Annotated in this window: 30 protein-coding genes and 1 pseudogene; 9 read left to right on the top strand and 22 right to left on the bottom strand. The window is 40.3% G+C overall.

The window, feature by feature from the left end; genetic code table 11:
* Window position 1 precedes the first annotated feature (1 nt).
* The gene (locus GGR21_RS20045; protein WP_183309023.1) at window positions 2–1,321 is read right to left on the bottom strand and encodes a site-specific integrase; all 1,320 of its coding nucleotides are present in this window, start codon (window positions 1,319–1,321) and stop codon (window positions 2–4) included.
* A 328-nt stretch (window positions 1,322–1,649) separates the two neighbouring features.
* On the opposite strand from GGR21_RS20045, the pseudogene GGR21_RS20040 reads away from it, so the two are divergent.
* Together GGR21_RS20040 and GGR21_RS20035 are read left to right on the top strand one after the other, a co-directional pair.
* A pseudogene (locus tag GGR21_RS20040) lies at window positions 1,650–2,108 on the top strand (site-specific integrase); the annotation flags it as partial.
* Between the two features lie 27 nt (window positions 2,109–2,135).
* Entirely contained in the window at window positions 2,136–2,492 is a 357-nt protein-coding gene (locus tag GGR21_RS20035) for a virulence RhuM family protein (protein WP_183309022.1), read from the top strand.
* Between the two features lie 82 nt (window positions 2,493–2,574).
* Here GGR21_RS20035 and GGR21_RS20030 read toward each other — a convergent pair whose 3' ends face one another.
* Together GGR21_RS20030 and GGR21_RS20025 are read right to left on the bottom strand one after the other, a co-directional pair.
* Window positions 2,575–2,871, bottom strand: a complete 297-nt coding sequence (locus tag GGR21_RS20030) for a helix-turn-helix domain-containing protein (RefSeq protein WP_183309021.1) — start codon at window positions 2,869–2,871, stop codon at window positions 2,575–2,577.
* A complete protein-coding gene (locus tag GGR21_RS20025) occupies window positions 2,864–3,151 on the bottom strand; it encodes a helix-turn-helix domain-containing protein (protein ID WP_183309020.1) in 288 nt (95 codons plus the stop codon). Before GGR21_RS20025 ends, GGR21_RS20030 begins: the two co-directional genes overlap by 8 nt.
* A gap of 460 nt (window positions 3,152–3,611) precedes the next feature.
* Between GGR21_RS20025 and GGR21_RS20020 the strand changes: the two genes are divergently transcribed.
* The 7 genes from GGR21_RS20020 to GGR21_RS19990 are packed head-to-tail and all read left to right on the top strand — an operon-like array spanning window position 3,612 to window position 7,341.
* On the top strand, window positions 3,612–3,848 hold the full coding sequence (locus GGR21_RS20020) for a hypothetical protein (protein ID WP_082206803.1): 237 nt from the start codon (window positions 3,612–3,614) through the stop codon (window positions 3,846–3,848).
* Between the two features lie 20 nt (window positions 3,849–3,868).
* Window positions 3,869–4,870 (top strand): fusion protein, encoded by a 1,002-nt coding sequence (locus tag GGR21_RS20015; protein ID WP_183309019.1) that lies wholly within the window; start codon window positions 3,869–3,871, stop codon window positions 4,868–4,870.
* 44 nt (window positions 4,871–4,914) lie between these two features.
* Window positions 4,915–5,175: a hypothetical protein gene (locus GGR21_RS20010; protein ID WP_183309018.1), complete on the top strand. Its 261-nt coding sequence runs from the start codon at window positions 4,915–4,917 to the stop codon at window positions 5,173–5,175.
* Window positions 5,162–5,392 (top strand): hypothetical protein, encoded by a 231-nt coding sequence (locus tag GGR21_RS20005; protein WP_183309017.1) that lies wholly within the window; start codon window positions 5,162–5,164, stop codon window positions 5,390–5,392. Before GGR21_RS20010 ends, GGR21_RS20005 begins: the two co-directional genes overlap by 14 nt.
* Window positions 5,393–5,438: 46 nt before the next feature.
* Window positions 5,439–5,852: a PcfK-like family protein gene (locus tag GGR21_RS20000; protein WP_183309016.1), complete on the top strand. Its 414-nt coding sequence runs from the start codon at window positions 5,439–5,441 to the stop codon at window positions 5,850–5,852.
* Window positions 5,853–5,863: 11 nt separating this feature from the next.
* The gene (locus GGR21_RS19995; RefSeq protein ID WP_183309015.1) at window positions 5,864–7,159 is read left to right on the top strand and encodes a PcfJ domain-containing protein; all 1,296 of its coding nucleotides are present in this window, start codon (window positions 5,864–5,866) and stop codon (window positions 7,157–7,159) included.
* A complete protein-coding gene (locus GGR21_RS19990) occupies window positions 7,159–7,341 on the top strand; it encodes a hypothetical protein (RefSeq protein ID WP_221233052.1) in 183 nt (60 codons plus the stop codon). The genes GGR21_RS19995 and GGR21_RS19990 overlap by 1 nt, the downstream gene beginning before the upstream one ends.
* 338 nt (window positions 7,342–7,679) lie before the next feature.
* Here GGR21_RS19990 and GGR21_RS19985 read toward each other — a convergent pair whose 3' ends face one another.
* From GGR21_RS19985 to GGR21_RS19895, 19 genes are all read right to left on the bottom strand, one after another.
* Window positions 7,680–8,495, bottom strand: a complete 816-nt coding sequence (locus GGR21_RS19985; protein WP_183309014.1) for an abortive infection system antitoxin AbiGi family protein — start codon at window positions 8,493–8,495, stop codon at window positions 7,680–7,682.
* Window positions 8,496–8,589: 94 nt separating this feature from the next.
* Entirely contained in the window at window positions 8,590–9,042 is a 453-nt protein-coding gene (locus GGR21_RS19980) for a PH domain-containing protein (RefSeq protein WP_183309013.1), read from the bottom strand.
* An 86-nt stretch (window positions 9,043–9,128) separates the two neighbouring features.
* A complete protein-coding gene (locus tag GGR21_RS19975; RefSeq protein ID WP_183309012.1) occupies window positions 9,129–9,728 on the bottom strand; it encodes a M23 family metallopeptidase in 600 nt (199 codons plus the stop codon).
* Between the two features lie 169 nt (window positions 9,729–9,897).
* The gene (locus GGR21_RS19970) at window positions 9,898–10,356 is read right to left on the bottom strand and encodes a DUF3872 domain-containing protein (RefSeq protein WP_183309040.1); all 459 of its coding nucleotides are present in this window, start codon (window positions 10,354–10,356) and stop codon (window positions 9,898–9,900) included.
* A gap of 42 nt (window positions 10,357–10,398) precedes the next feature.
* Window positions 10,399–10,983 (bottom strand): conjugal transfer protein TraO, encoded by a 585-nt coding sequence (locus tag GGR21_RS19965; RefSeq protein ID WP_183309011.1) that lies wholly within the window; start codon window positions 10,981–10,983, stop codon window positions 10,399–10,401.
* A 1-nt stretch (window position 10,984) separates the two neighbouring features.
* Window positions 10,985–11,935, bottom strand: a complete 951-nt coding sequence (gene traN, locus GGR21_RS19960; protein WP_183309010.1) for a conjugative transposon protein TraN — start codon at window positions 11,933–11,935, stop codon at window positions 10,985–10,987.
* A gap of 46 nt (window positions 11,936–11,981) precedes the next feature.
* A complete protein-coding gene (gene traM, locus GGR21_RS19955) occupies window positions 11,982–13,325 on the bottom strand; it encodes a conjugative transposon protein TraM (protein WP_183309039.1) in 1,344 nt (447 codons plus the stop codon).
* Between the two features lie 38 nt (window positions 13,326–13,363).
* Window positions 13,364–13,618 (bottom strand): TraL conjugative transposon family protein, encoded by a 255-nt coding sequence (locus GGR21_RS19950; protein WP_394353500.1) that lies wholly within the window; start codon window positions 13,616–13,618, stop codon window positions 13,364–13,366.
* A 23-nt stretch (window positions 13,619–13,641) separates the two neighbouring features.
* Entirely contained in the window at window positions 13,642–14,265 is a 624-nt protein-coding gene (gene traK / locus GGR21_RS19945; protein WP_183309008.1) for a conjugative transposon protein TraK, read from the bottom strand.
* A 45-nt stretch (window positions 14,266–14,310) separates the two neighbouring features.
* Entirely contained in the window at window positions 14,311–15,312 is a 1,002-nt protein-coding gene (gene traJ, locus GGR21_RS19940) for a conjugative transposon protein TraJ (protein ID WP_183309007.1), read from the bottom strand.
* A 2-nt stretch (window positions 15,313–15,314) separates the two neighbouring features.
* Window positions 15,315–15,935 carry a DUF4141 domain-containing protein gene (locus GGR21_RS19935; protein WP_183309006.1) on the bottom strand — a complete coding sequence of 207 codons (621 nt, stop codon included), beginning with the start codon at window positions 15,933–15,935 and terminating at the stop codon, window positions 15,315–15,317.
* Window positions 15,936–16,000: 65 nt separating this feature from the next.
* Window positions 16,001–16,315, bottom strand: coding sequence for a DUF3876 domain-containing protein (locus GGR21_RS19930; protein ID WP_183309005.1), 315 nt, complete (start codon window positions 16,313–16,315; stop codon window positions 16,001–16,003).
* Window positions 16,316–16,327: 12 nt separating this feature from the next.
* Window positions 16,328–18,820 carry a TraG family conjugative transposon ATPase gene (locus tag GGR21_RS19925; protein WP_183309004.1) on the bottom strand — a complete coding sequence of 831 codons (2,493 nt, stop codon included), beginning with the start codon at window positions 18,818–18,820 and terminating at the stop codon, window positions 16,328–16,330.
* A complete protein-coding gene (locus GGR21_RS19920; protein ID WP_183309003.1) occupies window positions 18,813–19,148 on the bottom strand; it encodes a DUF4133 domain-containing protein in 336 nt (111 codons plus the stop codon). The genes GGR21_RS19925 and GGR21_RS19920 overlap by 8 nt, the downstream gene beginning before the upstream one ends.
* A 22-nt stretch (window positions 19,149–19,170) precedes the next feature.
* Window positions 19,171–19,473 carry a DUF4134 domain-containing protein gene (locus GGR21_RS19915; protein ID WP_006844193.1) on the bottom strand — a complete coding sequence of 101 codons (303 nt, stop codon included), beginning with the start codon at window positions 19,471–19,473 and terminating at the stop codon, window positions 19,171–19,173.
* 170 nt (window positions 19,474–19,643) lie between these two features.
* Window positions 19,644–20,387 (bottom strand): hypothetical protein, encoded by a 744-nt coding sequence (locus GGR21_RS19910; protein WP_183309002.1) that lies wholly within the window; start codon window positions 20,385–20,387, stop codon window positions 19,644–19,646.
* Between the two features lie 2 nt (window positions 20,388–20,389).
* Entirely contained in the window at window positions 20,390–20,695 is a 306-nt protein-coding gene (locus GGR21_RS19905; protein WP_183309001.1) for a DUF3408 domain-containing protein, read from the bottom strand.
* Window positions 20,696–20,711: 16 nt separating this feature from the next.
* Entirely contained in the window at window positions 20,712–21,170 is a 459-nt protein-coding gene (locus tag GGR21_RS19900; RefSeq protein WP_183309000.1) for a DUF3408 domain-containing protein, read from the bottom strand.
* Between the two features lie 6 nt (window positions 21,171–21,176).
* Window positions 21,177–21,932, bottom strand: a complete 756-nt coding sequence (locus tag GGR21_RS19895; protein ID WP_183308999.1) for a ParA family protein — start codon at window positions 21,930–21,932, stop codon at window positions 21,177–21,179.
* Between the last annotated feature and the right edge of the window lie 51 nt (window positions 21,933–21,983).

Genomic DNA, 21,983 nt, shown 5'->3' with positions numbered 1-21,983 from the left:
ATTATATTCCCTCCTGAATTTGTAGTTTTTTACTTGGGCGGACTTTACGCCTGCTCATATCTTTTAGAATGGTCGATGGCGGGGCATCAATACCTTTCAAGGTGTATTTTTCTGCGATATTGAAGTGCAATGCGGTAACATCGCGGTCTATTTTCTCATTGGTAACTTTAGCGTAACGCTGTGTCGTGGAAATATTCTTATGCCCCATAGCCTGACTGACGGTTTCTATCGGAACTCCCTGTGACAGACATATTTGCGAGGCGAATGTGTGGCGTGCCATATGGAATGTGAGATTACGCTCTATACCACATTGTTTCGCCATCTTTTTTAAGTGCGGATTGATGCTTGTATTGTGAAGCATCGGGAACAATTTACCGCCGCCTGCCAAGCCTTTGTATTTCTCCATGATTTTGACCGCAATATCCAGCAGCATTACGTTTTCGGGTGTGCCTGTCTTTTGGCGGTTCGATTCGATCCACAGATTACCGTCATTATCTTTTTTTACATCGGTTTCCGTCAGGTTGCACATATCGCAATAACAAAATCCGGTCATGGCCGAAAAAACAAACATATCCCGTGTGAAATTACGGTTTGGCGTATCAAAGGTGGTATTCATCAGCTTTGATAGTTCTTCTTCGGTAAGGTATAGCTGTTTCTTTTCCGGCTTTTCCGGCGAAAAGTCTTTAAATGGGTGAACAGTCAGGATACCTTTATAAACAGCATTATAAGTAATGCTTTTCAGACGGTTGATATGTCCGAGTATGGTAACCGGCTTTTGCTTTTCGTTTACCCGTAAGTGGTAATCAAAGGCTTCGATAAAGGAGCAATCCAATGATTTTACGGCTACATCTGAAACCTTATATTTGACGTTGATAAATTCGGAGAGTAAACGATAGGTATTGCAGTATTGGTAGTAGGTGCTGACAGCACGATTAACCCCGACGCGCAAAGCATATTCTTCGTTGTGTTCGCGGTATAATCCGAGTAGTGTTGTTTGAGCGGCGGCAATACCTTGAAAAGCATTTTTTACGTCAAGTGCCGTAAACTTATCGCCCAAATCGTATAGCTCGTTAAACCGGGCGCGTAGCAGGAGCAGCAGGGATTCTATCTCTCTGTTTGTTCTGACTGAAATACGGTTTTTCCCCGTGTATCTTTGTGATGTGGCGTTCCATAGCTTCGGGTCTATTCTTATTTTACACCCGAATTGAGCGGTAGAATCGGATTTGCCTTTTACCGTTATTCTACCCATAAGCGGGCAAAGACCATCTTCGCCGACTTCCGTTTTTTTAATGTGCAGAAGCACGTTCATTTCTGTTTTCATACCGATAATTATTCATTTGCAATGTTACTTACTTTTGAATTATTATAAGCTATGAAAACCAGCACGTTACCTCACATAAGAACCCCGAAATGCGAAACCGCTGCTTGTTTATCCAAACAAGTTGGTATTTTTGCTTTCAGGACAGCGTAAAGTCTTCTAATCGTGGCAAATCTAAACCATTTTTCAGGTAATGATTTAGAAGCGAACAGTCTGTGAATTTTCTCTTTTTTCTGTAATTTCAGAAAATGCACAAACTCGACAATTCGCTCATATTAAATAATTTATGTTTCTTCTTCGTTGTTTTTCCTAATCCTCTTTTCTGACCTCCTCTCCCTTTACCGGACTTGCTTTTGTTGACGTACATAACCTCTATCCTCAAAACATTGGTAAAACAGCGGAAGGTAGATTATATATCCGAAGTAGCAGAACTAAAACAAAAGTTGAAGCATTTATCCCACTGCATCCAATAGCAGAACAAATCTTAATGCTTTACAATACAACGGACAATACGGCTCCTATTTTTCCATTACCAAGCCGGGATCAGATATGGTTTGAAGTTCATGAGATAGGCTTTTCTTTAGGCATCAAGGAGAATCTCAGCTACCATATGAGCCGTCATTCCTTCGGAACGCTTATGCTCTCGGCTGGTATTCCTATTGAGAGTATTAGCAAAATGATGGGACATACCAATATTTCGAGTACACAAATTTACTCGAAAGTGACTGATGATAAAATATCGGAAGATATGGACAAACTAATGGAACGACGAAAAGCAATTAATAATTAGTAATAGAACCCCTCAACCAATAGAGTTATGAAAAATGCAAAAATCAAGATAAGCGATACTAGAGTTGTACACGTTCCAGAAAATGTTAGAATGAACATTGCAGAGATCGCTGAACTCTTTGAAATCTTCTATCAAGCGGCAAAGAAGAATATTCGTTCTATTGAAGAGTTAGGTATCTGTATAGGAGATCAGTCAATGAGTGGAACAGTCGAAGGAGCCAAAATCGTCTCCGACTATTACGGTTTGGATATGATAATTGCTATTGCTTTTCGGGTGCAATCAGTCAAAGCAAATATTTTTCGTAAGTGGATCATTGATCAATTTACCAAGCCAGAAGTAACAACAATGCCTCTATTGTCGATTCAAAATGCAATGCTCAACTAATGCAGGACGTCATAAGTAATTAAAAACAGGCTTCGAGTTTATTTCGAAGCCTGTTTTCTGTTGTAGCCGCATAAATAGAATACTATTTCAGTTCTTGAACATAATTCCTATCCAATATCTTCTGAATATCGGATTCTCGATACAGGGTTTTACCCCCAAACTGAAAATAAGGAATTTTACCCTCTGTACGATAGAGTTGTAATGTCCTTCTGCTTATTTTCAACTTCTTAGCCATTTCCATATCAGTCAAAAATCGTTCTCCGAAGAGCGATGGCTTCTCGGAGGTCAGGACAACTTCAATTCGATCCAACATCTTGTCGAGCAAAGCAAAAAACTTCATTACCCGCTCGTTTCGCTTCGTTAAAATGTCATTATCCATTTTGTTGCAATTCTAATTCGTGAATAAGTTTTCTTACATCTTTGACTCTATAATAGAGTTTTCGGCTAATCTTGGTATAGGGCAACATACCACTATCTCGATAACCTTGAAGAGTACACTTAGATATATTAAGCATCTGGCACACATCCTGATTATCTAACCAATCTTCAAGTCCTTTACTTGTATGGCGTTCACACAGCTTGTTCACTTTATGAGCGAACAGTTCAAACTGCGTCATCATTGCCTCGAATGTTCGGGCTTCAATATATATTATCTCCATAGTAATTTACTTTTTTTGTTCATACTATGATTACGGGGGGAGCAAATATAAGTCATTAAATTACAGTATACATAAGTAATTTATAGGCTGGTAGCTTTAGTCTATACTTGTCTATGCCTAAAAAACATTTTATACTCTTTCGATAGCTTCAGGAAAGAGTAAAAGGGATTTTTTCTACTTGTTTCATAATTTCTTCCCCTTTAAGCGAAATGTCATCAGAGCCTAATGAGTATTCGATTTCAGTCGCAAAGGTATTCCGTGTTCTTCACGCTGACAGCAAGGTAAGCCCTAAAGGGTTTGGCGAAAAATCTTCCTCTTTCCCTTCTTCTGCTATTCGGGCGAGCGTATTTATTCGTCAAAACCTTGCACAGCTAAACACTACCCTTTTTTAAGCTACTGAAACTCGAATACTCCTCACCGGCTCCGATACGGCATAGCGTTAAAAAAAAGGTCAGAAATTATGAAACTAACAGCAGAAAAAAATAAGAAACAACGATCCTCCTACCTTCCAATTAGCATAGGTTGGGTTTTGAAAATAGTCTTAATTATCGTGGGTTACTCCTTATGGGGAGCAGGGTTTATTTGGGCTTTGGTGGGCTTGTATCTCTTCTATGATGTGATTCGGGGTATTCTTTCGTGCCTGCTGATGTTGGGTGCTGTAATTACCCTTATTTATCTAATGCTGACTTATTTATAATCCATTAAAACACAAAAGTTATGACAAAGGTATTTTTATTAGGTGCGAACAAAGAAATAGACAGAGCCGAACAAGTAGTAGAGGTCAATCAAGTTATCCAAATGGAGGGGTACAGCTATCACAGATATGTAGTGTACGACATTACAAAAAATCAATGGGGCATCACTTACAAGTTGATAAACCTAACGACAAAGGACTTTCATACTGCCGACATTATTCGACCATTGAAAGAAAAATTTGGCATTGGGTTCTATTACGATAGCGACACCCCTCAATTTATGGACAGTTTTGAAGTAGCAATATTGCTCCAAGAAGCACAAGCAAAAGCCAATACAGAAGCGGACGAGGAAGAAAAGGAACGCATACGAGTGGAGGAAGTCAAAGCGATAGGTAGCAAACGTTTTGCCGAGATACTTCCCGAAAATGCTTTGGGCGTTATTGTGGCACGTTTGAAGCAAGACGAGAGCGACAGCCAAAGCGACTACTTTGCATCAAGAACAACACGGACTGTCATTTTAGGCTTTTCCACCCACAAAAGAGACATCTTTTCTGAAATGCGGAAACACGCATCCAATTTTGAAGAAACTGCCTATTTAACGGAGTACAACGAAGATTACGAACATCGGGAAAAATATTCGATGGGTGCAGGGTACTATTTAGGTGAAAGCAAATATAGCGGATGGATAATCGAAAAAGAGCCTATTTACAACCGAGAACAAGCAATTAAATCATTTGCCTATGCAGCAGGGAGCGAAGATAACATTCGCATCAAAAAGACTGATGATACACCACTAACACCCCCAAGCGACAAGAACGGCACAAGCAAGAACGGTTGCACATTAGTAGAGTATTCAGAGAAAGCGGTAGCGGTATTTGGAGAAACAAGAGCCATCAAAGACGAACTCAAAGCAATGGGAGGAAAGTTTAACAGCAGACTGACCTTTAACGGAAAAAGGTTAGCAGGGTGGATATTTTCAAAGTCGCAGGAGCAACGCTTAGCGTACTACTTTGGATTAAATTAATTATCAGAAAACTAAGGAAGTATAAATATAAAGCATAGGATATAATGAAAAAGAATAGAAAAGTAACAGCCAATTCTGTAACAATCAATTTCAGAAATTATGGCGAAATAACAATCCCTAAAGGTGTCTTAGTGACCAATGAGACGGCAATGGGAATAGATGACAGATACAATTTTGTAGATGAATTTGATTGGATTGATACCAACTACCCCCAAGTAGCACGATCATTAAAAATGGATGCTCAAAACTATGGAATAAACATACCCAAAGAACATATAATCACTCAAGAAGATGAAAACATTTAAAAGAGCAAACCTCCCCGAACAAATAAACTATAATAGCAAGGTTTATAAAGTTGATATTGAACTAAGTGCTTTGTATTCAATTGGTAGAACAAATAAAGTACCGAATGATGCTATAAAAGTCGAGGTATTAAGCCGAAAACTAAAAAGCAGTACCGATATATACAACAAACCTTACGAGCCTTCAATTTTTATATTCATTTCCGATTCTAAGAAGTAAAAGTATTCACAAGGGGCAGTAATCCTGCCCCATAATACCCAAAGATATGAAAGCAACAAACCATTTCCAAAATACGATAAAAGCATATTTAGACAAACGTGCCGAGATAGATTTACTATTTTCATTTCGCTACTCCCTGCCCGAAAAGAAGTTAGAGGATTGCGTGACTTATATACTAAACCAAGTGCAGAAAAGCGGTTGCAATGGTTTTCACGATGATGAGATATTCGGCATGGCTGTACATTTCTATGACGAGGATAACATCGAGATAGGTAAGCCAATGCACAATGCACAAGTAGCTGTTAATCATGTAGTAGTATTAACAGCCGAAGAAAAAGAGAAAGCACGTCAAGATGCCATGCAAAAGGCACAAGACGAAGCCTATCGAAAAATAACACAACCAACTAAGAAAGCCAAAAGAGTAGCATTAAATCCCCAACCAAGTCTATTTGACTTTTAAATTATCGACCTATGAAACCAAAGAATAAACTCCAAAAACAAGTAGTAGAAGCAAGTAAAAGTTTGCCCAAACTTACCAAAATGCAAATCCAATGGGGATATGACCACGCTATCCAATATGTTGGACGCAGAACCGAAAAAGGAATCGTTACATGTACCAAGTGCGGTCACACATGGCAAGGAATGGGAGAATTAGCAAATACCCTTTTGGGGTGCGAGTGCCCGAATTGTCAATCAAAATTAATAGCCAAGACCACCAAGAAACGGACATTCGATGACAGTTATTATATGAACATCATCACGGCTCATAAAGGCTATCAAGTGATGCGCACCATCATGTTAAGTTATAAATCCAAAATGGGAGAACTGACAAAACTTTCATATTCCGAAGTGATGCAACGTTGGATTGCTCCCGATGGGAAACATTACACCTTTGCCCGACGTCGCCAGACGATGGGAACATGCTGTATTGATTTATGGATATTTCATACCTCTTTGGAACTTAGGAACGAGAACAGCAACAATAAGTTTTACATAAATATCTATGACAAGATAGGAAGTATGGGGGAAATATACCCACGTCAAAAACTTATACCCGAACTGAAAAGAACTGGCTATAAGAAAGCATTGTACGGACAAAAACAGTTAGACCTATTCCGTACCCTATTGAGTGACAGCAGAGCCGAAACACTCATCAAAGCAGGCTATACAAAGCTATTAGAGCGTATTATGAATATGGGATGGAAGCATATTGACAGTTATTGGCAATCCATCAAAATAGTTATCCGCAACAAATACAAAATCGAAGATGCCATTCTTTGGTGCGACTATATAGATATGCTTCGATTCTTCGGTAAAGATTTGCACAATGCAAAATACGTTTGTCCGACTGACCTAAAAGCCGAACATGACCGATATGTTATTAAGAGAGCAAAAGCAGATGCACAAGCCGAAATCGAAAAGCAACTTGCAAAGGAAGATTCATTCAGAGAACAAAAAGGCAAATTTTTCGGACTTGCGTTTTCGGATGGAACTATTAGTATTCGTATGTTGGAGAGCGTAGCAGAGATTATCGCAGAGGGACAAGCAATGCATCATTGCGTAGCAGGATACCACTCAAAAGCCGATTCACTAATACTTTCGGCTTGTATTGATGGAAAAAGAATTGAAACGATAGAGGTATCAATTTCACAATTAAAGGTTATTCAAAGCCGTGGAGTATGTAATAAAAATACCAAGCACCACGATAGAATCGTTCAACTTGTAGAGCAAAATATATCACTAATAGAAAATAGATTAGCAGCATAATGAAAGAAAATATTTACATCTTATTTGTTGGCTTCCGAAAATTGGGAGAATTCAAATCTATTTTGGAAGCCAAGAAGTTTGCTCGAAGTGCCAATCTGGCAGGAGCTTTTAATCTCATTGGTGAGCATTATAGAGATAGTTGGTATGTATTTGAATCAGAAATTAAAGACAATGAAAATTAAAGATATAACAGGAAAGTCCATCGAAGTAACACACTTGAATAAGGCTATCAAACAATGCAGATTATGCCGAGATAGTTCCTTTATGATGGATTCGGAGCATACAGTTGGAGAAAATCACACTTTTATGCTCCGACAACTCGAAGAACTGAAACGAAAATCAAAAACTTAATGGCGGAGAGAAATTTCCGCCGTTACTTTTCCATGAGCCACAAGAGGACTTTATGCGGGAGAAAAAGAAGCAAAAAAGCCATGTCAGATGTTTCTTCCTTCGATACTGAGATGAAACATTCTCCCCTCGGGCATTACTATTCCTACAAATAACATATGCCAATATTATATCAGAAATCTGTTCTAACGCGTTCTATCGAAATTATCTTTGAATAGAGCAGTTTTTTATTTTCATCATTCAATATTGGATCGGATTCACACAATTTTGATAATTTGCTGATATAGTTTACAATTCCCATTCTTTGATTTTCAAATTGAACTATAATGTATGAAATGTCTTCTATCTCAAATTTAAGTGTTTGGGCTTTCAAATATTTATCAGGCTCAGGCTTTTTATCTCCCGAACCTCTCCATGTTAAATACTCTGCCTCTTCCCATTTCCAAGCTATATCTTTTTCTTCTTTCAAAATGTATCTCCACTCATTTTCTTCGTAGTTACATTGCTCTTTACCTTTATGTGTTCCTATATATTTTTTAGAGAATCCAAATAGATTTAAGTTTGCATTGTGGGAAGATTTATACTCTTTAGATGGATTATAAACCTTAATTGGGTTCATTTTTAAGTCAATGGAATTCATTAGTCCAGTTGCCATTTTTGCTTTGGAGTAAAGCTCATATTCCTTATAGAACTTTAGCGAAGAGATAATATCCTCATTTTTAATGTATAATATAGGGTTGATTTGATTTTTCAATGCCCATTCTTTACTTAATCCGATGGCATGATGTCCGTACCTTTTAGTAAACTCATATGTCCTTGTTAGTGGGATATCACAAAAACTTACCATAGGAATTCCAACGGCAAAAGCATCTCCATCTATGGAAAAATCTTCTTTGCAATAATTAGGAATAATTCCTTGTTTTAAGATGGATTTTAGACCATTATACGTGGTATAGTGAAATAATGAAGATGTTCTATAATTAGACATGGAGAAAATATTTATATAAATAACGCCTCAAAATTAGCAACATGGCTATTTAGGTTATGTAAAACGCCCAGAATAATTTGAGCGTTTTATATTATTACCCTATCTGCGTATTTATCTCTTTCCTAAAAACCAACGGATCGGCGATATACGGATAGGAACTTGAAACACCTCCTGTAGTAACAGTAATTGTTCCGAAATTAAATATCCGACCTAAGATACTTTGTTTTATATGAAGACCTTCACATTTCGCCAATACCAAATCTACTGCTTTGCGACTGATAACACCTGTTTTTAGTATCACCCGTTTGTTAGTTACGGCATAAGACGAACCTACTTTTATTAGTATTCTTGACAACAACGAAATAATCCCGAAGAACAAAATTAATAAGCCCGCATAGTAAGTCATGGCTGATATTTCTTTAGGACTTGATGCTAAAAAAGCACCGATAAGCAGTAATATAATCGGTTGAACGAAAAGGAAAAAATGTAGTCTTGCAACATATTTTATTTCTTCCCCGGATAGTAGATTTTTCTGTATGTAATTCATAGACTAATGATTTATTTCAAAGTTAGTTGTTTTTGTTAATTTTTGATATTCGGCAAGTAATATTTCATCTGTAATTTTAGTTTTTTCTATAAGAAATCATCATTGAAGTATTTAAACAGCAGGTAACACCAACCTATCGGGTTTAAATAACGTCTTCCTTTCCTTATTTCATAATGCAAGTGACTCCCTGTTGTTACTCCCGTACTACCCACACAAGCTATCTGTTGGGTGATGCTTACTCTATCCCCCACATTTACCAATATCCGACTTAAATGACCATAGAATGAACGAAAGCCACTAGTATGTTGAATCTCTATAAAATAGCCATACCCCACATCATAACCTCTGCCAATCACTATTCCGTTGCCCGTGGCATACACAGGAGTGCCTTTCACTTGTGGAATATCAATTCCCGTATGAAATTTTTGTCTTTTGTAACATGGGTGCTTTCGCATCCCGAAACCTGATGAGATACGCCCAGACTTTTTTATTGGAGATATTACGGGATAATCCGATAATTCATCAATAGTCATTTGTAAAGAATCCGCTATCTGATAAAATGCTGTAACGGAATAAATCGGCTTCGTACACTTTTCTATTTGAGATTTTCGTCTTTGAGAATCGCTTTGCTGTCCCCATGCAGGCAAATGAAGTAAAGTTATCAATAGGATTGTTATATATTTCATAGTCTGTCTGTAAAATGATAAATGCCCAAAGAATTTTCGGGCATTTATCTGATTGTTAACTATTCAATTTCTTCACCCCACATCTCAACGTCCGTTGGAGCAGTTACATAGGCATAAATAATATTTATCCAAGTAACTATGTATGAGATTACCATCATCGTCATCATGGCTATTCCGCTTCTATTGGTAAATCTTCCTCGTCACCCCGGTCATTTTGGAAAGAAAATGTCTTTTGTACTACTTGTCTGTGGCTATCTTCGATATACACGTCTATCACTTGTTGGTCTGTAGAATGAGAAGTGTAATACATCCGAAACGTTTCTTTTTCCAAAAGATATAAATCGTTTGGTAGAAGCACTGTGCCATTATCGAGCCGAAGCTCTCCTTTGCCATCTACTTGAAAATACCGAATGTAGAACTTGGTATCTTGAAAGTTCCCTTCCTTTACAATCTGTGCACGGATCTCCGCCACCTCTCCCTGAACGATTTTTTTCTGAACTGGCATACAAACCAAATCAAATGCGTAAACCTTATTAATATCCATATCGCTACTACAGGCTAAGGCCAGCAGCATTATCGCTGCCAGCCACACTGTTATCCCGAAAAAAGTCTTTATTCTTTTCATCATTATTGTATTGTATATTCTGTTAGACAAAAGAGACTGTGCCTCTTAATTGATTATAAATTTGATTCCTACACCGAACTGCCCATGAAAATGTCCCGTAGAGTTACCCCAGAGGATGCGTTCTCGCCCTGTAACGAGTAACACCACACGGTCTGTCAAGTACGTCTCAATCTCCAATGTGATAGCACCACCATAGATAAAAGCATCCTTATGTTGAAGAGTAGAACCATCGTACAAGGTCTTTTCGCCCCAATTTGATGTTTCATAGCCTGCAAGGGCAGAACCTCCCAACGAAAGGAAAACTGTTTTAGACCGATCAGTCAGAAAATTGTAGTAATAACCTCCCTCAGTCGTGAATTGAGCTATTGGCAATCGTTTCTCCCGATACGGGTAGTAGCGTTCCAGATATTCTGCACCGAACACCCATTTATTTCCGTTCTTGGCATAGGTCGCCATTGCCACACCGAAATAATATCCCGCTTCATTATCGTTCTTGGACGAATAGATTCCATCCACCATACCGCCTGTGAGTTGTATGCCTCGCATACCCGGCAGTGAACGTTGTGCATGTGCTTGGTTTATAAAGAACAAGCACAGCATAAACACCAATAATATTATCGAGCGTCTCATTTTACTTCACTTTTAGTTCATTAATAACCTTTGCCCGAACCAAATCGGCATTATCCAATGTGAACCGTTGATGGCGTCCACCTTCCTGTTCGTTCAATTCCACCACCAACATTTTGTCATCGGGAATCGTAAATTTCGCCAAAGTGAAAATCATGCGTTCTGTCTGCTGTCCACCTATCAGCATCAAATTATTGTAGGCACGAAGTGGCCAAATCACCTGCTCCTGAATCGCAGTACGTTTGGCTACTTTTTTATCCACAATCTTAAATGTGATAAAATCTACGTTGAACGGTACGTTGGACGAGTTCTTTAGTTGCAGATGAAAATATAACAGTCCATTATGGGTATAAATACCTTTCAGCGTGTGTTGTATTCCGAAACGCTTCGAGCCGATGTGTTTTATCTCCCGGTCATTATTCTTGTGTATAGACTGCATAATCAACTTGACAAGTAGTGGCGATTCCTGTCCCAATTCCTGCATATAGACTCCAAGAGCATTGTTCGGACGGTTCACCGCTTCGCCATCGTGCAGGAAGTCGGTCATTTCAACGGACAGTTTTACGGGTTCATCCGCATATTTTACATTGAAACTATAATATGCACCATCTTCGGTAATGACGGACAAGTTGCTCTCCCGGCTGAAGTCCCGCAAAGCAGCTTTCACTCTCAATACATTGTCCGTGCCATCCGCTTTCGCTGCGAGAAGATCTGCCGACCCTAAATCGACATAACGTATAGGAGCAGGAAAAATAACGTGCACTGTTTTATTAAAAGTGACCTCCAGAGCATAAGGTGGTATCATTCTGTTAAAGGTCAGCGGACGGGTAAAACCCTCGTAATAGTCACCCGTTGTCGGCTTGGTATTGACCACAATAGTATCTTGGGATACTTCTTGTGCATGGACTGTAAATACACTTACAGCAAGTGTTAATATTAAAAAGAATCGTTTCATACTTTTGATTTTAAATTCGTTAAACATTGATTTTTTAGTGGTTTTATTAATTTTCTTTGGGTAACAGCAGGAGCTTATAATTTGCTTTGAGGGTAACTTTTACGACACTCATCTTTTTACTGATATACTGTGAAGCCCCTTGTATCAAACCTTTACCCATGTCGGCTGCCAATTGTGAACCTGCATTATCTGAAATCATAATGCTTGTTCCTGCTGATGATGCCAATGTAGAAGCTACTTCTTTGGCTGCTTTTACTTCATCGTTATTGGGAATAAAAATTCCAGATTGACCATCCATATCGTACACTTGCAGTTCAACCGGAATAATGTTTCCTGCATACTGAATGGAGTTGATCGTTACCTCCAGACGTTCGCCACCAATACGGCAAGCTCCCGTCACCAAGGTATTGGCAGGAATCAAGATATTGCCTGCCCTAATTGGCTCTAAAAGACGAAGTTGTACCTCTTTACCATTGGTCAGGGTTACGGTTTGATTCACGCAAGCACGTATGCTATTTTTATCCTTTATCGCCTCATTACCTGCGGCAGTTAAAAATTCCGTATTTCGGGGTTTGCTGTGCGAAGCGATAAATTCATCGTTGGATATTGGAGCAGCCAATAGCGATACAACATTCTGATGCACTTGTTTAACGGGTTGTACTTTGACTTTCTCGCTAGTACGTGTTATGTTAACATCGTCTATTGGTTGTTCTCTCTGCTGAGCAGGCATATAGCGTGCCGCCATCTGGTAAGACTTTTCAAGCAAGGCTGTCTGTTCGTCCTCTTCCGCTTTTTTTGCTTCGGCTTCCTCTTGCTTCCGTTCCAATTCCTGTATTCGCTGTTCCATCTCGGACTGTGATTGTCTGTCCGTTTCAGCAGGTTTTTCGTACCAATCACCCAATTGCTTGTTGATGTCCTGATAAGCAGTTGCCGAGGACTGTATCGTTCGGGAAGTTGAACTTCGGGGTTGCTCTCCTTGCAGAGATGTATTGTAGGCATTGTCCTTTTGTTCATAATCGCTTTGCTCAGTATTGTTGAACATGGAGGAAAAATCCTGTAAAGACTTCATCTTCTCTTGCTCCTTTTGTCGCATTGCTTCCCGCTCATAGGCATCCCGTTTGTCTCCCACAATGCCCTCGTCTTTTGGCACGGGCAGTTCGGCATTGAAACCCGTTAACCCTACCGCCTGTTCTTTCCCATCATCCGATGGGGCAAAGATCAGCCACATCGCGCCACCGAAAATCAAGAAGAACAGTGGCATAATCAACATCTTCTTTCGTTTCTGTCTCTCCGCTATCGAAAGTTCTTGCTTTGGTGGTTTCGGAGGTTCTTTTTTCGCTTCCGATTTATTATCCGGTACAGATGGTTGTGCTTCAGCAATAGCCTCCATTTGTAGTGGTATTTCTTTATTCAAATCTTCCTGTTCCATTATTCTACTGATTTTAGATTGTTAATACTGTCTCGCTGTTGTTCCAATTGTAGTTTCAGCGATTCGATCTGCTCTATCTGCATCTTTTCTGCTTTGTCTTTACCGAAATTGTAAATAGAGGAAAAGGTCATGTAGATGGAAAGACCACCGAAAACAAGAAACATTGCTATCACAAGGATAATTCGTCTGTCGGGAGTTAGTCTGCCGAGTATTCCTCGCAGACCATCCTCCAACCATTCATTAATGTATTTCATTATTTTTCGTATCATAGCCTTACCTACCTTTCCGATATCCGAATATCCCGATTCTCCACAATTTCGAATTTCTCCATTGTGAAACCGTGAGGGTTATTGTCCGAGCGTACCGAGTTGATCAGATTGCAACGGGTAACCAGACTACGTTCTGTGACATTACTCTCCCGGATAATCATCTGTTTGGCATAGGTTACTGCTTTGTAGGGGTAGCTATCGAAATCACAGGCAATGCTATCGACCTGTACTATTTGATTGATATTCCCCGACACGATACGGTTGTAGTACCCTTTTTCTGCAATATCCTGATAGTATTTGAAAGCCGATTTATCGACAAGGAACAATGCCCTGTTTACGTTACTTTCGATGGCTTTTTTATCGGGTGAGAGTGTAAAAAACAGCTCGTGGAAACGCTTGACATGTTCGCGTGCTTCCACAGGTCTGTTTTGTGTCATATCTTGGGACAAGGCAAGCATTAAGGACTTGCCTCCGTCCAATACATAAATACGCTGACGTTGTGCTTCGGCAAAGTTGTACGACGACCACACGGAATATCCCGTTATGGCAGCACACATACAGACAAAAACAATACCGAACAGGCGTATTTGTTTGAAGGATGTTTCTATATTTTTTAAACTCTTGAACTCCATTTGTTCGTTTTATTTTGAATTAATAAATAAATACAGTGTGCCTAATTACTTCTTTCCCATCAGGCGACCGGCGACATTGCCTGCCGCAGCTCCGGCAACACCTCCTGCCATCGCAGCCCCTTTGCTTGCCATTGTGTTTACTCCACGGGTAGCACTACCGCCACCTGCCTGAATAACCCAACCCGCCACACTCGGAATAGAGAAATATCCTATAATGCCGATGATGAAGAAAATGATATATACACCGTTACTGGCATCCGGCACATAGGACGGATCTCTTAGCAGGTCTATATCCATTTGCAGCATGAGTGCCTGAATCTTGGAGAGCACAGCCGAGAACAGATCAGCAATGGGTAGCCACAGATAGACCGAGATATAGCGGGAAATCCAATTGGTCAGCGTGGATTGAAAACCGTCATAAACAGAGAGGGCAAATGCCAGAGGCCCTAAGATTGACAAGACCACCAGAAAAAACGTTCGCAGGGTATCAATGGTAAGGGCTGCGGCATTGAACAGCAGTTCGAAGAAATCCCGGATCAGTTGGCGAAACCACACTTTCATATCATACCAGGTGCGTTCTCCCCACATGGAGATCATTTCGGCAGCATCCGTAATTCCTAGATCTTTCATCTTTTGGTCATACACCTCGTCATCGACCAGCCATGCCTTTCCTTCACGCAGCCGTGCATCGTATTCCAATCGCTCTTTCTCGGCTTGCAAGCCATGCACATCTGTCATTTGTGTTTCCAATATGGTATGTGTTCCTTTGACCACAGGAGACATAACAGCGTTGATCGTACCGAGAACAAATGTCGGGAAGAACATAATGCAGAGTCCGATGACAAAGGGTCTGAGCAGTGGATATACATCTATCGGTTCTGCCCGTGCCAAGGCTTGCCATACACGGGAAGCTACATAAAAGAGTGCACCGAGTCCGGCTATTCCTTTAGCAACACCGACCATATCACCACAAAGAGGCATCATATCCTGATGCAGATTCCTCAGAAGCTGATGCAGGTTATCAAAATCTATTGCTAGCAGTATCATGATTACCAATATCTATCGGATGGATTACCATACAAACTTTTAACTCGCTCCATATCTCCTTTTTCCTGACTGCGGATAAAAGACACGGAAATGCTTTTCTTAGAAAAGTAGCGGACAAGGTTGCGATGCTCTAGCATTTTAGCGTGTATGTCATCTATAATTGACATGCGCTCGGCATCGGTCATCGAAAGCCCGTTAGAGAGGGAAACAACATTCTTTATATCCGAAAGCAGGTTACCACTCTCATTCAATAGTTTGGCATATCCGTTCGATATGGCTTCCAACTCGTTAACGCTGAAATTCCTATCGGATAGCATCTTGTTGAAGTTGGTTGAATAGATCTGAGATATTTCGCTAACCAATTCTACCGTTTCTTTCACTTTGCGGGCATCTTTGATCAGATTGTGTACTGATTCTAATTTGTCATAATACTGTTTTCCCTGATCGTAGATTTTTTGCATCTCCTTGAAAGAGTTAATCACATTACTGGCTGTTGTGGCTGTTTTGGAAACAGTCAGTATATTTTGTGCCAGATTGGAGGGATCAATCACCGTCCACTGTGCTTTTACCTGATAGGTACAAAGCGTCATGAATGCCATAAGGCAGAAAAGTATTTTCTTCATATTCGTTATTTTTTAATTGTTATTACTCGTTTATCGTCCGAAGTCGGAGGTAGCCCTTGAGGGGACTAATCCTCCTGACGGACATATTCTCCGAAAGCGGAAAGATGCAAGATCTCTTGCTCCCGGTCATAAGTAATCTCGATACGCTCGTACAGCTCAATGTAATGCAGACCGAATACGTTGTAGACCGTACAATCACAGACCACCAGCGGGTTGTTGTACATAAGACTGAGCCGGATGCCTCCCTTCTTTCGGGAGATGTTGCGGTATATGCTTATCGCAGGTGCACCTTCTCTACTTACCCAACGCCCCGTAATCTCCCGCATGGAAAAGTCTGTAGAAGTGGAACAAGAATCGGTTATATTACATGGACTGAACATGGCTTTTCGTTTTTACTTGCGTTTACTCTCAGCTATTTGTTTTATAGCCAACTCAATATTACCATCTAACTCTTCGGTTTTCCGCATCACTTCCAGTTTTTCGGTCTCCTCTGTCGTGAACGTAAAATACTCTTCCAAACTCACTTCTGTGGCATATACAGCCGACTGAACACCGCCCAAGCCAAACCAGACTTCCTTGTATTTTCGGTTCGGATTTTTGGACATATTGATGGATAACACCTGACTTTTTTCTTTTTCGGTAAGCCCCAAGAGAGCTTGGATGCTATCAAACTTGTTCATGTATTTACGCTGGTCTAAGAGAATCTTACAGTCGGAGTTGTTGATGATGGACTCCTTAACGATAGGTGATGCGATAATATCGTCCACTTCCTGAGTGACAACGATTGCCTCGCCGAAGAATTTTCGAACGGTCTTAAAAAGGTACTTAATATACTCTGCCATACCTTCTTTAGCTATCGCTTTCCACGCTTCCTCGATTAATATAATCTTTCTGATGCCCTGTAAACGACGCATCTTATTGATAAAAACTTCCATAACAATGATCGTTACAATCGGGAACAAAATTTTGTGATCCTTGATCGCATCTATTTCAAAGACAATGAATCGTTTAGATAGTAAGTCGAGCTGTTTTTCGGAGTTCAGCAGGAAGTCATATTCGCCACCCTTATAGTAGGGTTCGAGCACATTAAGAAAATTGGCAAGGTCGAAATCTTTCTCCCTTACCCGCTTGGCATCGAGGATAGCAGCATAGTCCAATTTAACAAATTCGTAGAATGAATTGAATGAGGGTACAACCGACTCATCAATCGTTATACGCTCTATATACAAGCTCACCGCATTGGACAGGGCTACCTCTTCCGAACGTGTGGGAGGTTCGTTATCCCGCTTCCACAAAGTCATTATCAGGGTTTTGATACTTTCTCTTTTCTCGATATCAAAGACCCCATCGTCAGTATAAAATGGATTAAATGAGATGGGATTTTTTTCGGTATAGGTGAAGTACACCCCATCTTCCCCATTGGTGCGACGGTTGATGAAATTGCAAAGCCCCTGATACGAGTTTCCCGTATCCACAAGCACGATATGAGTACCTTGTTCCCAGTATTGGCGACACATATGATTGGTAAAAAAGGACTTACCACTACCCGAAGGCCCCAAGATAAACTTGTTGCGGTTCGTGATAATTCCCTGCTTCATGGGCAGGTCGGAAATATCCACATGGATGGGTTTTCCGCTTACCCGATCTGCCATCTTGATACCAAAAGGCGAGGGAGAACTTTTGTAATTCGTTTCCTCTGTGAAGAAGCACAAGGCAGGTTCTATAAACGTGTAGAAACTTTCTTCACTCGGAAAATCACCCGCATTGCCCGGCATCGCCGCCCAATAGAGTGTAGCAACATCCACCGTGTTATGGCGAGGCTTGCACTCCATAAGTGCCAATTGTGAGCCGACATCATTACGAATATTCTTCAGTTCTTCTGCATCGTCAGACCATGCCATCACATTGAAGTGTGCCCTGACAGAAGTCAATCCAAAACTATGGGCTTCGTTCAGGTACTTGTCGATCCACTCTTTATTTATTTGGTTTCCACGACTGTACTTCGATAACGACTGCATATTACGGGCAGATTTTTCAAACTGCCGCAGGTTTTCTGCCGAATTGTCCAGAAATATGTATTGATTATATACATGGTCACAAGAGAGCAACAAGCCCACAGGCGATGCAAACGACAGACGGCAATCACTCCGGTCGGTAGATAGCTTTTCGTATCGCATATCTGTTCCGATTGTTCCCGGCAAGTCTTCTACATCGGAAATGGTATGCAGGCACACCGTTTTATCTCCAATGCGTAACCCGTCTGCTCCTAGCTCCAGATCCTCCAGGCAAGTAGTATCTTCTAATGAGAGGGCAAAGTATTTTTCAATCAGCCCCGCTTCTTTTTCCGTTCCCGTTATTTCGTCTGAAGCAATACGTGTTAGCGTGATAAATCCTGAATCGTTTAAGATACGCTCGAACTGTCCGACTGCCTCCAAGAACCGTACTGCCATCTCTTTATTGACTTCTTTGGGGATGATATATCCTCTACAGAGCGATGAAAAATTGCTTTGCATCCGCATCCGATCCTTTGTCGTTTTGGTCAAAAACAAAAAGCAAGTATGATTCAGAAATGGACGTTCGTTGAAGTGTCGTTCAAATGAACGGGATAGAAAACTCATGTTCTCCTTATCGGTTGAGGGTTTGTATTTTTCTTTGACAAACCAATCCTGTTTGTGGATAACTGAGTATTCGGGCAACACCTTAATGGCTTTTGTCCAAGCTGAGTGTATGGCTTCGTATTCGCTACCCGTAACAGTGAACAGTTCCGGCAGATCGACACGGTAGGCTACCGTTATATCCGCATCCTTGCTGATGATGCAGTCATGTTCAACTGAAAGCAAGGGAAACTTACTTTCGATAGTAGCTGCTTTTAGTGTATTACGCATTCCACACCTCCTTCTTTTTAGGGTATTGGAACAAGCGACGGGGATTTTTACGGTTGATCAGAAAACGGGGATGTTGCCGTTTAGCGAGCAACTTCATGAGTCCGTATTCTCCATATTTCGCATTCAGGTTGAAAGTCAGCCATACCAGTGTGGAGGCGGCGATAACACCGAAACCGAGACATATCCACTGATCTACTCCGGCCATATACATCACTACAAATGCGATGAATACAGCCAATAGACCGCCTGCGAAAATGAAAAGGTATTGTGCTTTCAAACCCTTAAATTCCACGCTCTTGCCAATGCCCTTGTTAATATTATACTCCATTTCTTATTTGTTTGGAGCTTGATTACAGGAAGAAAGAGCGTAGAATGGTAGCAGCCACGATAAGGAAGATACACGCACCGAACCACGAAGCGGCTGTTTTTGAGGTGTCTGGGTCACCTGAGCTAAACTTATTATACACTTTGATGCCCCCGATGAGTCCTACAACTGCACCGATGGCGTATATGAGTTTTGTTCCCGGATCGAAATACGAAGTTACCATATTGGTAGCTTCGGTAATACCTCCGATACCGTTGCCTTGTGCGAATACTGATGATACAGCAACCATGATAAAGGCTGCTGACAGAAGAAATTTTTTCTTTGTCATACGATTTTTGATAATAGTACAGGGGGTGGAATAGTCCCCTGTACCAAGTGGATAATGTTGTTTAACTTTGATTTTTTAGTGGGGGTCGCAGACCCTTTTGTTTGGCTGACGTCAGCTAACCATAATCTCGCTCTTTCATGTTTTTTTAGTTTTTTGTTCTTACATATTGTTTACGCAAATCTGCGTACATCAAATTCTTTAGGTGCTTTGACTATCGGTTCATTCGATACTTCCGCTTCTTGTTGTTTGCGGTGGAAGGCGGCAAAATAGTCATCCATCAATGAGGATACGACCACTTTCTTTTTAGGTTCACCCGATACAACTTGTTCAAACATATCGGTCTTGCGTATCTCGACCAATACCCGTCCAGCTTCTTCTTTTTCTTCAGATGTTGCATTGTCGGGAGTCTCTACTGTTCGCACCATACTCGCCAAATTATTGAAGTCAAGCCCCAACGCCATTGAAACCCCGGCTCTCCCTTCGGTATCTTCCTCTTCACTTTCTGTTTCGTCTATTTCTTCAGAATCATTGTCAGGCTCAAATTCGGGGGGAGTGTTCTCAATCTCTAAATTGATTTCATCTGAATTTTCTTCCGTTTTATTATCTGTTGAAAAGACTTCATCGAGTTTATCCAAAGGGATTGCTACCGAGGTCTTTTTTTCTTCTTTCTCGACAAATATAGAAGCATTTTTGTTCTCTTTTTCATTATTAATCAGAGTGGTAGCTTCTGTCCGGGATTGTCTGATGTCAAATTTGCTTTTGCCGATAATATCCTCTTTAGGTGCTGCACGAAACGGATTAAATACCGATTTTTTAGCAGCATTCTTTTTTCGTTTTTGCATCCGCTCTCGAAGCAGGTAAAGAACGACAAACAATGCATACAGCACGATGGCTGAAATAATATATTGTTTCATGGCTAAAATATATCTGTGTTCTTTTTGCGATACAATTCGGTAATCTCGTTTTGATAGGTATCAAAATGATGTTCCAATACATTGTTCAGGTAATCGTACAAACTATAATCGTTCTCTCCGATAACCTGTACAATACGTATAATACGTTCGTGAAACTCCTTTCGGATATAAACAGGTTTTCTGTCTCTGGTTTTATTTTGGACTTCTCTAAAAAAACAACCTTCATATTGTTGAACCGTTGTTGGAAGAACTACATTTGATGTCTCACAAGGAGTTGTTCTTTTATTGATTTTTTTTCTCTTTTTCATGTTTTTTATTTTTGGATTAAAATATTTTTTCGATATTATTATCATATAGTTCGGTTATATCTTCCTGATAAGTAGTGAAATGATGTTCCAAAACATTGTAGATGTAACTGAATAAGGAAACATCATTCTTGGCGATGACGTGGAGTATCTTAATGATTCTCTCGTGATGCTCTTTACAGATATAAACCGTTTTTCCACTTCGTGCAGCTATTGCCGACTCATGTATAAAAAGGCTTTGATAATCCGCCTCTACCTGTGCTTTTGATTTTCGCTTACGTGGTTCCTCGCGTGGCAGTTCTTTTATGGCTTCGGTTACAGGTAGTTGCACTTGTTCTTCGACTTGCTCCTCTTGATTAGTTGCTCCTTCTATCGAAGTAGATTCGGGAGAATAAGCCTGTAACTTACGTTCTCTTCTGCCTGTACGTGCGATGATGTCCTGAGCATTCAACTTCGTATCGGTTTTCTTTTCTTCCATAGCGGCTTACTTTAGAATTTCAAGCAATTCGTCTGAAAGAGTATCTATGTTACTACCTTTTACAAGAGACTTATCTACAGGGAATAGAGTAGATCGGAACAAAGCTTTGTGACTTTCGGATTGTTCACGTCGAAATCGCAGGCTATTGGGGATAAATGCATTTAGAGTTGTAAACTCCAATTCATTAATCACCGCCTCATATACTTCGTAGAGTTCGGATTTTTCCCGTCCATCCACCAGATTCCAAAGCAGATAGATTTCTTTAATATCAGACTTGCCACTGCCCATAATATCATCACGTACAGTCACCATGTAATCAAGTGTACTCTCCATCACTACACGGTCAGCCGCAATGGGAGCAATAATATAGTCCATTCGTGCAAGCGTATGGATTAAATCTACATTGTTGAGTGTTCCCGGCAGATCGAAAAAGATAAAATCAAAATCACCTTGTGGAGTCAGATGTTCGGCATCAGCGATAGCTTCTTTGGTATTGCTCTCGATAATAGGATAGGCTTTTTTGTTTTCCAAACGGGTAAACTGTTCGTACAGCATTCCTTTGTAATATTCGTCATTTTCGCACATCTTAAAATCTCGCTCTCGCATGTCTGCAATGGAATACTGAGGATAATCACAATCAATTACTGCGATATTTTTTCCTTTTACATAGTGCAAATAGGAAGCTGCCAATACGGTAAGAGTTGTTTTTCCGGCTCCACCCTTTTGGGTTGAGAATGCTACATAAATCGGTTCTTTTTTCATTTTCTTAATTTTTAATTGGTACAATCGTTTTATTATCTCGCCATACCTGAA

It is taken from the genome of Dysgonomonas hofstadii, assembly GCF_014196915.1.
In the GTDB taxonomy this organism is placed as follows: Bacteria; Bacteroidota; Bacteroidia; order Bacteroidales; family Dysgonomonadaceae; genus Dysgonomonas; species Dysgonomonas hofstadii.
The sequence above is the reverse complement of the archived record's forward strand: the minus strand, read 5'-3'. Positions and strand labels throughout refer to the sequence as shown.

Bases quoted from the DNA above. Each gene is read 5' to 3' on its own strand.
- GGR21_RS20045 (WP_183309023.1), bottom strand. From the start codon at position 1,321: ATGAAAACAGAAATGAACGTGCTTCTGCACATTAAAAAAACGGAAGTC.
- GGR21_RS20035 (WP_183309022.1), top strand. From the start codon at position 2,136: ATGAAAAATGCAAAAATCAAGATAAGCGATACTAGAGTTGTACACGTT.
- GGR21_RS20030 (WP_183309021.1), bottom strand. From the start codon at position 2,871: ATGGATAATGACATTTTAACGAAGCGAAACGAGCGGGTAATGAAGTTT.
- GGR21_RS20025 (WP_183309020.1), bottom strand. From the start codon at position 3,151: ATGGAGATAATATATATTGAAGCCCGAACATTCGAGGCAATGATGACG.
- GGR21_RS20020 (WP_082206803.1), top strand. From the start codon at position 3,612: ATGAAACTAACAGCAGAAAAAAATAAGAAACAACGATCCTCCTACCTT.
- GGR21_RS20015 (WP_183309019.1), top strand. From the start codon at position 3,869: ATGACAAAGGTATTTTTATTAGGTGCGAACAAAGAAATAGACAGAGCC.
- GGR21_RS20010 (WP_183309018.1), top strand. From the start codon at position 4,915: ATGAAAAAGAATAGAAAAGTAACAGCCAATTCTGTAACAATCAATTTC.
- GGR21_RS20005 (WP_183309017.1), top strand. From the start codon at position 5,162: ATGAAAACATTTAAAAGAGCAAACCTCCCCGAACAAATAAACTATAAT.
- GGR21_RS20000 (WP_183309016.1), top strand. From the start codon at position 5,439: ATGAAAGCAACAAACCATTTCCAAAATACGATAAAAGCATATTTAGAC.
- GGR21_RS19995 (WP_183309015.1), top strand. From the start codon at position 5,864: ATGAAACCAAAGAATAAACTCCAAAAACAAGTAGTAGAAGCAAGTAAA.
- GGR21_RS19990 (WP_221233052.1), top strand. From the start codon at position 7,159: ATGAAAGAAAATATTTACATCTTATTTGTTGGCTTCCGAAAATTGGGA.
- GGR21_RS19985 (WP_183309014.1), bottom strand. From the start codon at position 8,495: ATGTCTAATTATAGAACATCTTCATTATTTCACTATACCACGTATAAT.
- GGR21_RS19980 (WP_183309013.1), bottom strand. From the start codon at position 9,042: ATGAATTACATACAGAAAAATCTACTATCCGGGGAAGAAATAAAATAT.
- GGR21_RS19975 (WP_183309012.1), bottom strand. From the start codon at position 9,728: ATGAAATATATAACAATCCTATTGATAACTTTACTTCATTTGCCTGCA.
- GGR21_RS19970 (WP_183309040.1), bottom strand. From the start codon at position 10,356: ATGATGAAAAGAATAAAGACTTTTTTCGGGATAACAGTGTGGCTGGCA.
- GGR21_RS19965 (WP_183309011.1), bottom strand. From the start codon at position 10,983: ATGAGACGCTCGATAATATTATTGGTGTTTATGCTGTGCTTGTTCTTT.
- traN (WP_183309010.1), bottom strand. From the start codon at position 11,935: ATGAAACGATTCTTTTTAATATTAACACTTGCTGTAAGTGTATTTACA.
- traM (WP_183309039.1), bottom strand. From the start codon at position 13,325: ATGGAGGCTATTGCTGAAGCACAACCATCTGTACCGGATAATAAATCG.
- GGR21_RS19950 (WP_394353500.1), bottom strand. From the start codon at position 13,618: ATGAAATACATTAATGAATGGTTGGAGGATGGTCTGCGAGGAATACTC.
- traK (WP_183309008.1), bottom strand. From the start codon at position 14,265: ATGGAGTTCAAGAGTTTAAAAAATATAGAAACATCCTTCAAACAAATA.
- traJ (WP_183309007.1), bottom strand. From the start codon at position 15,312: ATGATACTGCTAGCAATAGATTTTGATAACCTGCATCAGCTTCTGAGG.
- GGR21_RS19935 (WP_183309006.1), bottom strand. From the start codon at position 15,935: ATGAAGAAAATACTTTTCTGCCTTATGGCATTCATGACGCTTTGTACC.
- GGR21_RS19930 (WP_183309005.1), bottom strand. From the start codon at position 16,315: ATGTTCAGTCCATGTAATATAACCGATTCTTGTTCCACTTCTACAGAC.
- GGR21_RS19925 (WP_183309004.1), bottom strand. From the start codon at position 18,820: ATGCGTAATACACTAAAAGCAGCTACTATCGAAAGTAAGTTTCCCTTG.
- GGR21_RS19920 (WP_183309003.1), bottom strand. From the start codon at position 19,148: ATGGAGTATAATATTAACAAGGGCATTGGCAAGAGCGTGGAATTTAAG.
- GGR21_RS19915 (WP_006844193.1), bottom strand. From the start codon at position 19,473: ATGACAAAGAAAAAATTTCTTCTGTCAGCAGCCTTTATCATGGTTGCT.
- GGR21_RS19910 (WP_183309002.1), bottom strand. From the start codon at position 20,387: ATGAAACAATATATTATTTCAGCCATCGTGCTGTATGCATTGTTTGTC.
- GGR21_RS19905 (WP_183309001.1), bottom strand. From the start codon at position 20,695: ATGAAAAAGAGAAAAAAAATCAATAAAAGAACAACTCCTTGTGAGACA.
- GGR21_RS19900 (WP_183309000.1), bottom strand. From the start codon at position 21,170: ATGGAAGAAAAGAAAACCGATACGAAGTTGAATGCTCAGGACATCATC.
- GGR21_RS19895 (WP_183308999.1), bottom strand. From the start codon at position 21,932: ATGAAAAAAGAACCGATTTATGTAGCATTCTCAACCCAAAAGGGTGGA.